12 protein-coding genes are annotated in these 13,986 nt (G+C 63.6%); 4 read left to right on the top strand and 8 right to left on the bottom strand.

Features of this window, described 5'->3' with window-relative positions:
- Positions 1 to 311: 311 nt before the first annotated feature.
- From dnaA to gyrB, 4 genes are read left to right on the top strand one after another with little or no spacing between them, the layout of a single operon-like run.
- Positions 312 to 1,757, top strand: a complete 1,446-nt coding sequence (gene dnaA, locus NF616_RS06245) for a chromosomal replication initiator protein DnaA (protein ID WP_252272479.1) — start codon at positions 312 to 314, stop codon at positions 1,755 to 1,757.
- A 30-nt stretch (positions 1,758 to 1,787) separates the two neighbouring features.
- Complete coding sequence (dnaN, locus tag NF616_RS06240; RefSeq protein WP_252272362.1) at positions 1,788 to 2,891, top strand: DNA polymerase III subunit beta; 1,104 nt, start codon at positions 1,788 to 1,790, stop codon at positions 2,889 to 2,891.
- A 10-nt stretch (positions 2,892 to 2,901) separates the two neighbouring features.
- The gene (gene recF / locus NF616_RS06235) at positions 2,902 to 4,002 is read left to right on the top strand and encodes a DNA replication/repair protein RecF (protein WP_252272360.1); all 1,101 of its coding nucleotides are present in this window, start codon (positions 2,902 to 2,904) and stop codon (positions 4,000 to 4,002) included.
- The gene (gene gyrB, locus NF616_RS06230) at positions 3,999 to 6,422 is read left to right on the top strand and encodes a DNA topoisomerase (ATP-hydrolyzing) subunit B (protein ID WP_252272358.1); all 2,424 of its coding nucleotides are present in this window, start codon (positions 3,999 to 4,001) and stop codon (positions 6,420 to 6,422) included. The genes recF and gyrB overlap by 4 nt, the downstream gene beginning before the upstream one ends.
- A 265-nt stretch (positions 6,423 to 6,687) precedes the next feature.
- Here the strand turns inward: gyrB and NF616_RS06225 are convergent, their stop codons facing one another.
- The 8 genes from NF616_RS06225 to gmhB all read right to left on the bottom strand — a co-directional run bounded on the left by NF616_RS06225 (position 6,688) and on the right by gmhB (position 13,954).
- Positions 6,688 to 7,620, bottom strand: coding sequence for a phosphatidate cytidylyltransferase (locus NF616_RS06225; RefSeq protein WP_252272356.1), 933 nt, complete (start codon positions 7,618 to 7,620; stop codon positions 6,688 to 6,690).
- A gap of 1 nt (position 7,621) precedes the next feature.
- A complete protein-coding gene (locus NF616_RS06220) occupies positions 7,622 to 8,245 on the bottom strand; it encodes a lysophospholipid acyltransferase family protein (protein WP_252272354.1) in 624 nt (207 codons plus the stop codon).
- Between the two features lie 13 nt (positions 8,246 to 8,258).
- Positions 8,259 to 8,714 carry a hypothetical protein gene (locus tag NF616_RS06215; RefSeq protein WP_252272352.1) on the bottom strand — a complete coding sequence of 152 codons (456 nt, stop codon included), beginning with the start codon at positions 8,712 to 8,714 and terminating at the stop codon, positions 8,259 to 8,261.
- Positions 8,704 to 10,047: a phosphatase PAP2/dual specificity phosphatase family protein gene (locus NF616_RS06210; RefSeq protein WP_252272350.1), complete on the bottom strand. Its 1,344-nt coding sequence runs from the start codon at positions 10,045 to 10,047 to the stop codon at positions 8,704 to 8,706. Before NF616_RS06210 ends, NF616_RS06215 begins: the two co-directional genes overlap by 11 nt.
- Complete coding sequence (locus NF616_RS06205; RefSeq protein WP_252272348.1) at positions 10,047 to 11,801, bottom strand: bifunctional alpha/beta hydrolase/class I SAM-dependent methyltransferase; 1,755 nt, start codon at positions 11,799 to 11,801, stop codon at positions 10,047 to 10,049. Before NF616_RS06205 ends, NF616_RS06210 begins: the two co-directional genes overlap by 1 nt.
- A 10-nt stretch (positions 11,802 to 11,811) precedes the next feature.
- Positions 11,812 to 12,435 carry a CDP-alcohol phosphatidyltransferase family protein gene (locus NF616_RS06200; protein WP_252272347.1) on the bottom strand — a complete coding sequence of 208 codons (624 nt, stop codon included), beginning with the start codon at positions 12,433 to 12,435 and terminating at the stop codon, positions 11,812 to 11,814.
- Positions 12,436 to 12,634: 199 nt separating this feature from the next.
- Positions 12,635 to 13,408: a lysophospholipid acyltransferase family protein gene (locus NF616_RS06195; RefSeq protein WP_252272345.1), complete on the bottom strand. Its 774-nt coding sequence runs from the start codon at positions 13,406 to 13,408 to the stop codon at positions 12,635 to 12,637.
- Positions 13,409 to 13,423: 15 nt separating this feature from the next.
- A complete protein-coding gene (gene gmhB, locus NF616_RS06190) occupies positions 13,424 to 13,954 on the bottom strand; it encodes a D-glycero-beta-D-manno-heptose 1,7-bisphosphate 7-phosphatase (protein ID WP_252272343.1) in 531 nt (176 codons plus the stop codon).
- Positions 13,955 to 13,986 lie beyond the last annotated feature (32 nt).

Here is a 13,986-nt window from a genome sequence, read left to right as displayed (position 1 = left end):
GTCCTGCGGCAGGATAAGACTGTCCGTAAACGGGTGTGCGGCATGTGTGCCACGCGTGCATGACCTGTGCAAGAAAGGCCTGGTTGTTCACAGAAGCATTTATTCCCATGTCTACACCCAGGCTTCTCCACCGGGTTCAAGGTACCCTTATCCACAGCCTTTTCAGCAGCGCATTGCGAATCCGGGAACATAAGTAAATCCTTGATTTCACTGGTTTGAAATTGCCTAATCGTGTGGATAACTCGGTGGCCAAGGGCTACAATGCGGGCTGTTTTTTTGCTTCGTCAACCGTAGCGATCCAGGGGATATCAGTGTCCGTAGAACTTTGGCAGCAGTGTGTCGAGCTGCTTCGCGACGAGTTGCCCGCCCAACAATTCAATACCTGGATTCGCCCTCTGCAGGTGGAGTCGGCGGGTGATGAGCTGCGTGTCTATGCGCCAAATCGCTTCGTGCTCGATTGGGTCAACGAGAAGTACATGGTGCGCCTGCTCGAGCTGCTGGCCGAGCGCGCCAACGGCCTGGCTCCGGCGTTGTCACTGTTGATTGGCAGCAAGCGCGGTCCAGCCCCGCGGATGGCGGCACCTACGCTCTCCACTATTAACAGTGCTCCGGTGGCTGCCACGCCCGCTGCGCCGGCCAGTGAATCGAGCAGCGACCCATTGGCCGTAGTCGCCCCCACGCCGGCTCCCAGCCGACCGACCGAGCGCACCGTGCAGGTGGAAGGTGCACTCAAGCACACCAGTTACCTGAACCGCACCTTCACCTTCGAGAACTTCGTCGAGGGCAAGTCCAACCAGATGGCCCGAGCCGCGGCATGGCAGGTGGCGGATAACCTCAAGCACGGTTACAACCCGCTTTTCCTCTATGGAGGCGTCGGCTTGGGCAAGACCCACCTGATGCATGCGGTGGGCAACCACCTGCTGAAGAAGAACCCGAACGCGAAAGTCGTGTACCTGCATTCCGAGCGTTTCGTCGCCGACATGGTGAAGGCGCTGCAGCTCAATGCGATCAACGAGTTCAAGCGCTTCTACCGCTCGGTGGATGCGTTGTTGATCGACGATATCCAATTCTTCGCCAAGAAGGAGCGCTCCCAGGAGGAGTTCTTCCACACCTTCAACGCACTCTTGGAAGGCGGTCAGCAGGTGATCCTCACCAGCGATCGCTATCCGAAGGAGATCGAGGGCCTCGAAGAACGCCTGAAGTCGCGCTTCGGCTGGGGCCTGACGGTGGCGGTTGAGCCGCCTGAGCTGGAGACGCGTGTTGCTATCCTGATGAAGAAGGCCGAGCAAACCAAGGTCGACTTGCCGCATGATGCCGCCTTCTTCATCGCCCAGCGCATTCGCTCCAACGTGCGTGAATTGGAAGGCGCGCTCAAGCGGGTGATTGCCCACTCGCACTTCACCAACCAGCCGATCAGCATCGAGCTGATCCGCGAGTCGCTGAAGGACCTGCTGGCCCTGCAGGACAAGCTGGTCAGCGTGGACAATATCCAGCGCACGGTGGCCGAGTACTACAAGATCAAGATCGCCGATCTGCTCTCCAAACGCCGCTCCCGTTCGGTGGCGCGGCCGCGCCAGGTGGCCATGGCCTTGTCCAAGGAATTGACCAACCATAGCCTGCCTGAAATCGGCGATGCTTTTGGCGGAAGAGACCACACCACAGTGCTGCACGCCTGTCGTAAGATTGCGGAATTGCGCGAAGCCGACGCGGATATCCGCGAGGACTACAAGAATCTGCTGCGCACCCTGACCACCTGATACGCAGCCCACAAGGCAAGGGACTAGACCATGCATTTCACCATTCAACGCGAAGCCCTGTTGAAACCCCTGCAACTGGTCGCCGGCGTCGTCGAACGCCGCCAGACCTTGCCGGTTCTGTCTAACGTGCTGCTGGTGGTTGAAGGCCAGCAGCTGTCGCTGACCGGCACCGACCTGGAAGTCGAGCTGGTTGGTCGCGTGACGCTGGAAGACAGCGCCGAGCCGGGCGAGATCACTGTGCCGGCGCGCAAGCTGATGGACATCTGCAAGAGCCTGCCGAGTGACGTGATGATCGACATCCGTCTGGACGAGCAGAAGTTGGTGGTCAAGGCCGGTCGCAGCCGCTTTACCCTGTCTACCCTGCCGGCCAATGACTTCCCCACTGTGGAAGAAGGTCCGGGCTCGCTGACGTTCAACCTGGTTCAGAGCAAGCTACGCCGTCTGATCGACCGCACCAGTTTCGCGATGGCTCAGCAGGATGTTCGTTATTACCTCAATGGCATGCTGATCGAGGTACAGACCGGTGTGCTGCGTGCGGTGGCTACCGACGGTCACCGTCTGGCCATGTGCGCCATGGAAGCGGCGATCGAGAATACCGAGCGGCATCAGGTCATCGTGCCGCGCAAGGGCATCCTCGAGCTGGCCCGTCTGCTCACCGAGCAGGACGGCGAGGTCGCCATCGTGCTGGGTGCCAACCACATCCGCGCCACTACCGGTGAATTCACCTTCACCTCCAAGCTGGTCGACGGCAAGTTCCCGGACTACGAGCGCGTGCTGCCGCGTGGCGGCGACAAGCTGGTGATCGGTGATCGTCAGGCGCTGCGCGAGGCCTTCAGTCGTACCGCGATTCTGTCCAACGAGAAGTACCGGGGCATTCGCCTGCAACTGGCCAGTGGTCAGCTGAAGATTCAGGCCAATAACCCGGAACAGGAAGAGGCCGAGGAGGAAGTGGTGGTCGACTACAACGGCGGCTCCCTGGAGATAGGCTTCAACGTCAGCTACCTGCTGGATGTGTTGGGCGTGATGACCACCGAGCAGGTGCGTCTGATCCTGTCCGACGCCAACAGCAGCGCCCTGGTGCAGGAAGCCGGCAACGACGATTCTTCTTATGTCGTCATGCCGATGCGTCTGTAATCACCGCTGAATGTCCCTCTCCCGCGTCACCGTCACCGCGGTGCGAAACCTGCACCCGGTGACGCTCTCCCCCTCCCCTCGCATCAATATCCTTCACGGCGCTAACGGCAGCGGTAAGACCAGCCTGCTAGAAGCCATTCACCTGCTCGGCCTCGCCCGTTCCTTTCGCAGCAACAAACTGCAGCCGATGATTCAGTACGAACAGCCAGCCTGTACCGTATTCGGTCAGGTGCTGCGTGAAGACGGTTTGCACAGCAATCTCGGGATATCCCGTGACCGCCAGGGTGAACTGCAGATTCGCATCGATGGGCAGAACGCGCGGAGCACCGCGCAGCTCGCCGAACTGCTGCCGCTGCAAGTAATCAATCCAGACAGCTTCCGTTTGCTCGAGGGCGCGCCCAAGGTGCGCCGTCAGTTTCTCGATTGGGGAGTGTTCCACGTGGAACCACGCTTTCTTCCGGCCTGGCAGCGCCTGCAGAAGGCCTTGCGTCAGCGGAACTCGTGGCTGCGGCATGGTACACTGGACGCCCCGTCGCAAGCGGCCTGGAACCGTGAATTGTGCCTCGCGAGCGACGAGCTGGACGGTTATCGGCGGGCGTATATCCAAGCCCTGAAGCCGGTGTTCGAGCAGGTACTGAGTGAACTGTTGGAGCTTGAGGGACTGACCCTCAGCTATTACCGCGGATGGGACAAGGATAAGCCACTGGCCGATGTGTTGGCGTCTTCCCTACCGCGCGATCAGCAGCTCGGTCATACCCAGGCTGGGCCGCAGCGTGCGGATCTGCGCTTGCGGTTAGGGGGGCACAACGCCGCAGAGATCTTGTCCCGCGGCCAGCAGAAGCTGGTGGTTTGCGCGCTGCGTATCGCTCAGGGGCATTTGCTGAACGCGGCCAAACAAGGCCAATGCATTTATCTGGTAGACGACTTGCCGTCGGAGCTGGATCAACGACATCGACAGGCCCTGTGCCGCCTGCTGGATGATTTGCAGTGTCAGGTGTTCATCACCTGTGTCGACCAAGAATATTTGAAGGATGGCTGGCGCACGGAAACGCCGGTCGCCATGTTCCACGTGGAACATGGACTGATCACCGCATCGGGAGTGAACGCATGAGCGACGAGAACAACACGTACGACTCCTCGAGTATCAAGGTACTCAAAGGTCTAGATGCCGTACGCAAGCGCCCGGGCATGTACATCGGCGACACCGATGACGGCACCGGCCTGCACCACATGGTGTTCGAAGTGGTGGACAACTCCATCGACGAAGCGCTGGCCGGCTACTGCTCCGAGATCAGCATCACCATCCATCCCGACGAATCCATCACAGTGCGTGACAACGGTCGCGGCATCCCGGTGGACATGCACAAGGAAGAAGGCGTCTCGGCGGCCGAGGTCATCATGACCGTCCTCCACGCCGGCGGTAAGTTCGACGACAACAGCTACAAGGTGTCCGGCGGCCTGCACGGCGTGGGCGTTTCGGTGGTGAACGCTCTGTCCAAGGAGCTGATCCTGACCATCCGCCGCAGTGGCAAGGTATGGGAGCAGACCTATGTGCACGGTGTGCCTCAGGCTCCCCTGGCTGCCGTTGGCGACAGCGAAGGCACTGGTACGCAGATCCACTTCAAGCCGTCCGAAGACACCTTCAAGAACATCCATTTCAGCTGGGACATCCTGGCCAAGCGTCTGCGCGAACTGTCGTTCCTCAACTCCGGCGTCGGCATCCTGCTGAAGGACGAACGCAGTGGCAAGGAAGAGTTGTTCAAGTACGAGGGTGGCCTCAAGGCCTTCGTCGAGTACCTGAACACCAACAAGACCATCGTCAACCAGGTGTTCCACTTCAACATTCAGCGCGACGAAGACGGCGTTGGCGTGGAAGTGGCGCTGCAGTGGAACGACAGCTTCAACGAGAACATTCTCTGCTTCACCAACAACATTCCGCAGCGTGATGGGGGCACCCACCTGGCCGGCTTCCGCTCCGCCCTCACCCGCCACCTGAACAACTACATCGAGCAGGAAGGCCTGGCGAAGAAGTTCAAGATCGCCACCACCGGCGACGACGCTCGTGAAGGCCTGACCGCGATCATTTCTGTCAAGGTGCCGGATCCGAAGTTCAGTTCGCAGACCAAGGACAAGCTGGTCTCCTCCGAGGTGAAGACCGCGGTAGAGCAGGAAATGGGCAAGTACTTCGCCGACTTCCTGCTGGAGAACCCGAACGAAGCCAAGGCCGTGGTCGGCAAGATGATCGATGCAGCCCGTGCCCGCGAGGCCGCGCGCAAGGCTCGCGAGATGACCCGCCGCAAAGGGGCGCTGGATATCGCCGGCCTGCCCGGCAAGCTGGCCGACTGCCAGGAAAAAGACCCGGCGCTGTCCGAACTCTACATCGTGGAGGGTGACTCCGCGGGCGGTTCTGCGAAGCAGGGCCGTAACCGCAGGACCCAGGCGATCCTGCCGCTCAAGGGCAAGATCCTCAACGTCGAGAAGGCGCGCTTCGACAAGATGCTCTCCTCCCAGGAGGTCGGCACCCTGATCACCGCCCTCGGCTGTGGCATCGGCCGCGAGGAGTACAACATCGACAAGCTGCGTTACCACAACATCATCATCATGACCGATGCCGACGTTGACGGTTCGCACATCCGTACCCTGCTGCTGACCTTCTTCTTCCGCCAGTTGCCGGAGCTGGTCGAGCGCGGCTACATCTATATTGCCCAGCCACCGCTGTACAAGGTGAAGAAAGGCAAGCAGGAGCAGTACATCAAAGACGACGAGGCCATGGACGAATACATGACCCAGTCCGCCCTCGAGGATGCCAGCCTGCACGTCAACGAGAATGCCCCGGGCCTGTCCGGCGAGGCGTTGGAGAAGCTGGTCAACGAGTACCGCGCCGTGATCAAGACGCTGGATCGTCTGTCCCGCGTCTATCCGAAGGACATCACTGAGCACCTCGTCTACCTGCCGCGCGTGTCGGTCGAGCAACTGGCCGATCATGGCGCCATGCAGAGCTGGCTGGAGGCCTTCCAGGCGCGCCTGAAGAGCGCCGAGAAGTCCGGACAGACCTACAGCGCCAGCCTGCGCGAGGACCGCGAGCGCCATCTGTGGCTGCCGGAGGTGGAAGTGCTGGCCCACGGCCTGTCCAACTACATCACTTTCAATCGCGACTTCTTCGCCAGCAACGATTATCGCTCGGTGACCACGCTCGGCGATCAGCTGAACAGCCTGCTGGAAGACGGCGCCTACGTGCAGCGAGGCGAGCGCAAGAAGCCGGTTTCGACCTTCAAGGAGGCGTTCGAATGGCTGAAGGTGGAGAGCACCAAGCGCCACAGCATCCAGCGCTATAAGGGACTCGGCGAGATGAACCCGGAGCAGCTGTGGGAAACCACCATGGACCCGAACGTGCGCCGCATGCTCAAGGTGACCATCGAGGACGCGATTGCCGCCGACCAGATCTTCAATACCCTGATGGGTGACGCCGTGGAGCCGCGCCGCGACTTCATCGAGTCGAATGCCCTGGCGGTGTCGAACCTGGACTTCTAGTTTTGGCAGCCGTTTCGTAGAAAGAAGCACCCCGGCTTAGGCCGGGGTTTTTTATGGTCGGCGTCAATGGTCAAAAGCTTACACGCCGAAGCGGGATGAACGTCTGCCGGCGGCCCATGCGCCTGGCTACTCTACACACACCTGCCGGGAACTGGATGTTCCCGGGTCAAGGAAGACAGACCGCGCCAGGACGGCAAACGACAGGATGTCGGAAGGTCATAAAGAACCCGCCTCGGCGGGTTTTTTGTTGCCTGTAAAAGGCGGGCTAGGCCCACCAGTAGCGCACGAAGTGGAAGAAGATCGGCGCGGCGAAGCACACCGAGTCCATGCGATCGAGCATGCCTCCGTGGCCTTCGATCATGTGGCCCCAGTCCTTCACCCCACGGTCGCGCTTGATCGCCGACATCACCAGGCCACCGGCGAAGCCGAGCAGGTTCACGGTCAGGGCCATCAGCGCGGCCTGCCAGAAGCTGAACGGGGTGATCCAGAACAGCGAGGCGCCGATCAGGCTGGCCAGCGCCACACCACCGACAAAGCCCTCCACTGTCTTCGATGGCGACAGTTTGGGCGCGATCTTGTGCTTGCCGGCCAGCTTGCCGCAGACGTACTGCAGCACGTCCGACAGCTGCACCACGATGATCAGCCAGGCGATCAGCAGCAGGTTGCGGCCCTCGTAACCGGGGATGTCCAGGGTCAGCAGGGCCGGCACCGCGGATACGCAGTACACCGCGATCATCAGCCCCCACTGCACTTCCGAGGCGCGTTCGAGGAAGCGCGTGGTGTCGCCGGCCAGCGAGGCGAGGATCGGCAGCAGGAGGAACAGGTAGACCGGGATGAAGATGGCGAACAGGCCGTACCAGTCCAGGGCGATCAGCAGGTACTGCATCGGCAGGGCGAAATAGAAGGCCGCCACCAAGGCCGGGTAGTCGCTGCGCCGGGTTGGCGTCAGGGTGAGAAATTCGCGCAGGGCGTAGAACGACACGAAGTAGAACAGCAGGACCACGCCGTTGTTGCCGAACAGGAAGGCGATGCCGATGACCAGCACCATGACCCACCAGGCGTCGATACGCGCAATGAGGTTGTCGATCACCGCATTGGGCGCGTCACCGGCTCGATGGCGCAGGATGCGGGCGATCAGGGTGGCCAGCAGCAGTACGGCACCGATACCGGCGAACAGCAGGAGGGTATTGCGATCCATATCAGACGATCTCCGGGGCCAGGGCCAGCAGGGCGTTACGTGCACGTTCGAGGAAGGCGGCCTTGTCTTCGCCGTCGATGCGCTCCAGCGGTGCGCCGAAGCTCAGGGTGCACAGCAGGGGCAGCGGCAGCGCCCTGCCCTTGGGCATCACCCGGTTGAGGTTGGCGATCCATACCGGCACCAGTTCCACCTCCGGCCTGGCCTGTGCCAGGTGGAAAAGGCCACTCTTGAAGGGCAGCAGCTGCTCCTCGGTAAGGTTGCGGGTGCCCTCCGGGAAGATGATCAGCGAGTCGCCCTGCCCCAGCGCATCCAGCATCGGCTGCAGCGGATTGGCATTGGGATCGCTGCGGTCGCGGTCGACCAGCACGCCATTGAACACGTCGCGGATCAGGAAGCGGCGCAGGTCGCCCTTCATCCAGTAGTCGGAGCCAGCCACCGGGCGGGTGCGCCGACGCAGCTCCGGCGGCAGCGAAGCCCAGAGCAGCACGAAGTCGCCGTGGCTGCTGTGGTTGGCGTAGTACAGGCGCTGCACCGGTTGGGCCGTGCAGCCCAGCCAGAGTGCACGGGCGCCGGTAAGCAGACGAGCCGCCGAAGTGATGGCGAAGGCGGTGAGCGATGCGAGCATGGATAGGACTCCTTTATCCAGCCAGGGAAAGCCAGGGCATGGCGAGAATGGCGGCCAGGGCGAGCAGCAGCTGTGTGATCAGCCAGGCGGCCTGCAGGCGCAGCAGGCGCAGGGCGCCGCGGCAGCGGTCGTCCCAGTCCCGAGGCGGAGCTTTTGCGTGTTGCAGGCCGAGCTGCAGCAGCGCCTGGTCCAGGTCGGTGGTGTGGTCAGCGAGACCCGCGGCATCGTTGGCCAGCCGGGTGAAGAGCTCGGCGTCCAGCGCCACGCGGACGGCCCAGTACTTCTGCGCCAGGCCCAGCATCACCAGCAGGCCGCAGAGCACGCCGCCGGTGGCGCTGTATGGCATGCCGAGCAGTGGCGCCAGGCCGTAGGCCAAGGCCAGTAGGGTCAGCGCATTGGATAGCAGGTCCAGGCCTCGGCCACGGCGCAGCAGGCCGGCGACCAGGGTAAGTTGCATCTCAGAGGCCATGCGCCATCTCCGGGCTCGCAATGGGTTGCAGCAAGCTATGCAGAGCGCGACGCTGCGGCTCGCCGAGAACGATCTGCGGGCGCGCGGCTCGGACCAGCTCGATGGCCTGCTCGACGCTACTGGCGCGACCGCTATGCAGCAGCCAGGCGGCCACCAGGGTGGCGCTGCGCGAATAGCCGAGGGCGCAGCAGACCAGCAATGGGCCCTGTTGGCGCAACTCCTCGATCAGCTCGGCGCCCTGGCGGCAGGCCTCCGCATCGGGGGCGACCAGATCCAGCAGCGGCAGATTGCGATAGGCCTTGCCGGTCAGGCGAACCGGCAGCTCGGCGCTCAGATCCAGTACGGCAGCGAAGGGCGCGGCTTCAGTCGCGCTCGGTACACGGCCGAGCCAGATGCCCTCTACCACCTGATCCGGCTGCGGATGCTTGCGCGTCCACAGCCGCGAATTGATCCAGGCACCTAGCAGGTAGGGAGCAAGCATCCAGCTGCTGGCAGCCCCGAGCGAGCCGTCGGCGCGCTTCTGAAAGCCGGGCGCGTCGAAGAGCGCATAGTTCAGGGCGACCAGCAGCAGCGAGGCGCAGGGCCATAGCAGCCATAGCCAGGCGCCGCCGAGGTTGACTGCCAGGGCCGCGCAGACAGCACTGACCAATCCGTAGCGCAGGGCTAAGCGCCAGCGCTGTGGCTCGCGCGCCAGGCGCAGCTGCTGTAGAGGACCCCGACCTTCGATCGGCCAGAGCCATACGCACAGCCAGCCCGCGAGTATGCCGGTGGGCACGTCGATGAAATGATGCTGCCAGGTGGTCAGCACCGACAGACCGATCAGCGCCATCCAGCCATGCAGCAGGCCGCGCAGCAGCGCGCCGCGGGTGTGCCGGGCGAACATCACCCAGATCACCACCAGCAGGGCGATGTGCAGCGAAGGCGCCTGGTTGAAAGGTTTGTCGAAGCCCATCAGCACGTCGAACATCCAGCCAAAGAAGCCGCTCAGCTCCGGACGTTCGAAGGTGAAGCGCAATGGCCAGAGCAGGAAGCAGGCAACGCAAACCAGCTGAGTGCTGAGCAGGCGCAGGGCATGTCGGTCCATCTCGCGGCGGTTCGCCGGGAGCAGGAAGGACAGGCCGTAGAGCAAGTCGATCGACCAGTAGGGCACGATGGTCCAGACCCACAGTGGCGTCGCGCCTTCCCAGGCGAATACCAGGCTGCCGACATCGTTGCGCTGTGCGGTGAACCAGTTGGCGAAGCCATAGCTGGCGAAGAACAGCGGGCCCAGCAGCAATAGCCAGAGAACCCCGCGTTTCCATAGCCCGCTTTCGCGGGCGGCGGGGGCGTCCATCAGGACACCCGCTGAGCCAGGGACACGCTGAAGATGCCCCATTCATCGATGCGCTGTTCCAGCTTGCGGAAGCCGGCGGCTTCCACCAACTGGTCCATCTCCGCCTGGCTGCGCCGGCGCATGACCCAGGCCTGGCCCTGGCGATGGCTGGTCAGGGCGCGGGCGATCAGCTCCAGCTGCGGGTGCCAGGGCTGACCGGTGTAGACCAGGTAGCCGCCCTCCTCGACCGCCGCCGCCAGCCCGGCCAGCGAGTCGCCGACCATCTGGTTGCTGCCAAACAGTTCATAGAGGCCGGAGACTACCGCCACTGTTGGCTTGGGATCGAGTGAGGCCAAATCTGCCTTGTCGAAGGCATCGCCTTTGACGAAGCGGGCGATGTCGCCCAGTCCCTTCTGCTCGATCAGGGTACCGCCGTCGCGCACGTTGATATCGCTGTAGTCGCGCAGCAGAATCGAGTCCGGCTTGTGTTCAAGCCCTTCCAGCGACTCGAGGATGTAGCGGCCATGGCCGGCGGCGATATCGACGATGCGCACCGCCCTGCCCGCCTCGCGCAGCCGGCCCATGGCCAGGCGCAGCAGCTCTTCGGCATGCACCTTGCGCTGGCGAATGCCGCGCCAGCCGATGGAGTTGAGGTAGTTGGCGTCGATCAGGCGGCCCAGCGCGGACTTGCCGGACGGTTGGTTGCGGTAGACGTAGTCCAGGGTGCTGCCGGAGTCGAAGCCCGTATCGAAGCCGAGCTTCACGCCGTCGGACAGTCCGTTGCCGAGTTTCAGGCCGGCGCGGGTGGCGCGCCAATAGAGATCGGCGAACGAATTCCTGGGTAGCGGCGCGGCCAGGCTCTCGGCCTCGGCGCAGCTCCAGCCGCAACGGTCGGCATCCAGCAGCGAGGGGCGCTCGGCCGGCTGTTCGAAGCTATCCAGGATGAAGCGCCGCGCACGGCTCAAGGCATGGCCGCGGTCGCGCTCGCCGAGGGTGTCGTGGAAGAAGCCGGGCAGGATGTGCTTTTCCTTGCGCAGGCTGCCCAGGCGCTCGAAGAACTGCTCCTGCGGCTGGCGATGCACGACGAAGTCGGCGCCGGAGATCAGCAGCTGGGTCGGCACCTGGATCGCCTGGGCGTCGTTCACCACGCGCTCGGCGGCGTCGTACAGGCCGAGCAGCATGTTCACCGAAATCGGCCGGGTGATCAGCGGGTCGTTCTCGAAGGAGGCGATGCGCTCGGGATCGTGGCTGAGGAAGCGCGCCTTGACGTAGCTGTTGACGAAGAAGTTGCCGCGCCACTGGCGCAGCAGCTTCAGGCCCGGACGGGCGAAGGGCACGTAGAGCTTGACCTTAAACGCCGGCGAGGCCAGTACCAGGCAGCGCACCTTCGGGGCGTAATCGTGGGCCCAGGTGCTGATGATCACCGCGCCGACGCTCTGCGCCAGCACGGCCATCTCCGTCTGCTCGATAGCGTGGGTTGCGCTGATATGGTCGAGGAAGGTCTGCACGTCGCGCACGCTGGTGGCGAAGCTCGGGCTGTCGCCGCGGGCGCCTGGCGAGAGTCCGTGACCGCGGGCATCCCAGGCGAAGAAGTCGTAGTCGGGCAGGTCCAGCTCGGCGGGCAGGTGGGCCATGCGTCCGCCGTGCTCGTGGCCGCGGTGGAACATCACCACCGCCTTGCGCGGGCCGTCGCCGGGTTGAGTGGCCGGCCAGTGGCGGTAGAGCAGCTCCACGCCGTCGTGGGTGAGAAAGACCGCCGTCGTGCAGTCGCGCATCGAAATGTCCCTATTCCGAGTGAGAGGTGGGTGCGACCTCGGCAAGGCCTTGGCGCACGCGATTGATCAGGGTCGCCAGTAGCAACAGCAGGATCACGGCCAGCAAAACGTTTATCCAAGACGCCGGCAGCAGGCCGGACGCCACGCCGGCGCCCAGCACGCCGAAGCAGAAGGCGCGGTCGCTCTTGCCCATGGGGCCGTCGTAGCGGCGCGAGGCGCCGACCATCGGGCCGAGCACGCCGGCGTATTCGCTGATCACCGCCAGCACCACCACCAGCACCACCAGGGTCGGCGATACGCCGGCGAGCAGGGCGAAGGGCAGGTACAGGGCGCTGTCGGCGACCACGTCGCTGAGTTCGTTGAGGTAGGCGCCAAGCCTGGACTGCTGGCCGAACTCGCGGGCCAGCATGCCGTCGACGGCGTTCAACGCCATGCGCAGCAACATCCACAGCGGGATCAGGGCGAACAGCCAGGTGTGATGCGGCAGCCAGGCCAGCAGGGCGCCCAGCAGCACGGAGATCAGGGCCGCGGTGAGAGTCACCTGATTGGCGGTGACGCCACGCTCGTATAGGCCCTTTACCCCCGGGCGCAACAGGTTCTGAAAGCGCGGCTTGAGCTGGTAGATCGATGGCATGAAACGAAATCCCTTTCCCGTTGCGTTCCGCTAGCTTAACCGCTTTGCCGGTACTCGGCTGCGCATAGAACGTGCGGTGCCGCTCGAAACTTATACCCTGTCGCGCCGTTCCCTGGCCGCACCAAAAACGATCGGTAAATCAGCGAGTTGCAAGCGGTGATGTCACTCTGCCGGTATCTTCTGCACAGCTTATCCACAATCAGGCGGCGTTGGACGCGTTCTCCACGCATTCCTGAGTGGCGGCGCCGCTGATCGACTGCTGTGCCTGGCTCACCCAGGTAAAGGCGCGTTCGTTCAGTTCGGCGATGGCGCGAGGACCCTCGCCTTCGGCATGCATCGCCGGGCCGATCACCACCCGGATGGTGCCCGGATACTTGGCCCAGCCCTGCTTGGGCCAGAACTCGCCGGCGTTGTGGGCAATCGGCAGTACCGGCAGGCCGGCATTCACGGCCAGGGCGGCGCCACCGCGGGAGAACTTGCCGATCTGGCCCGGCGGGATGCGCGTGCCCTCGGGAAACACCAATACCCAGGCGCCCTGCTTGATGCGTTCATCGCCCTGCTTTGCCAGCTGCTTGAGGGCGGCCTTGGGGTTGCTGCGGTCGATGGCGATGGGCTTGAGCATGGCCATCGCCCAGCCGAAGAACGGCACGTAGAGCAGCTCGCGCTTGACCACCTGGGACAGTGGTTCGAATAGGGCGGAGAGGAAGAAGGTTTCCCAGGTGCTCTGGTGTTTGGCCAGGATCACGCAGGGCTGCTGCGGAATGTTCTCCAGGCCGTGCACCTCGTAGCGGATGCCGACCACCACCTTGGCCAGCCAGGTGGCGCAGCGGCACCAGGCCTGCACGACCAGGCGATAGCGGGAACGGAACGGCAGAAAGGGCGCGATGAACACGCAGAGGATGCACCAGAAGAACGAGCTGGACGACAGCAGCAGGTAGAAAACGAAGGTTCTGATGGCCTGCACGGTCGTCATGGGGCTCGGGCTCTCCTAGAGCAGCAGCTGGTCGGCTATCGCCGCCAGATCATCGAATATCAGGGTTCCCGCTGGCAACGGCTTGGCCAGCGTACGCTCGCCCTTGCCGGTCTTCACCAGAACGGGTTGGCAATGGACGGCCAGGGCGGCGTCGAGGTCACCGCGGCTGTCGCCGACGAACCAGACACCGGTCAGTTCCGTGCCGTAGTGCGCGGCGATCTGCAGCAGCATGCCAGGCTTCGGCTTGCGGCAGTCGCAGCCGTCGTCCGGGCCATGCGGGCAGTGGACGATCAGGCCGACTTCGCCGCCCTGCTCCGCCACCAGCTGGCGCAGGCGCGCGTGCATGGACTCCAGCACCGTGACGTCGTAGTAGCCGCGGGCGAGGCCGGACTGGTTGGTGGCCACCGCCACGGTCCAACCGGCCCTGCTCAGGCGCGCGATGGCCTCGATGGAGCCGGGCACCGGAATCCATTCGTCGAGGGACTTGATATAGGCGTCGGAGTCTTCATTGATGACGCCGTCGCGGTCGAGAATCAGCAGCTTCATACGCTTACCAGGGCGACCGGGCGGCATCGCGC

It is taken from the genome of Pseudomonas subflava, from assembly GCF_023823685.1.
Classification (GTDB): Bacteria; Pseudomonadota; Gammaproteobacteria; order Pseudomonadales; family Pseudomonadaceae; genus Aquipseudomonas; species Aquipseudomonas subflava.
Note: the sequence above shows the minus strand (reverse complement) of the source record. Positions and strands in the feature narration are given on the sequence as shown.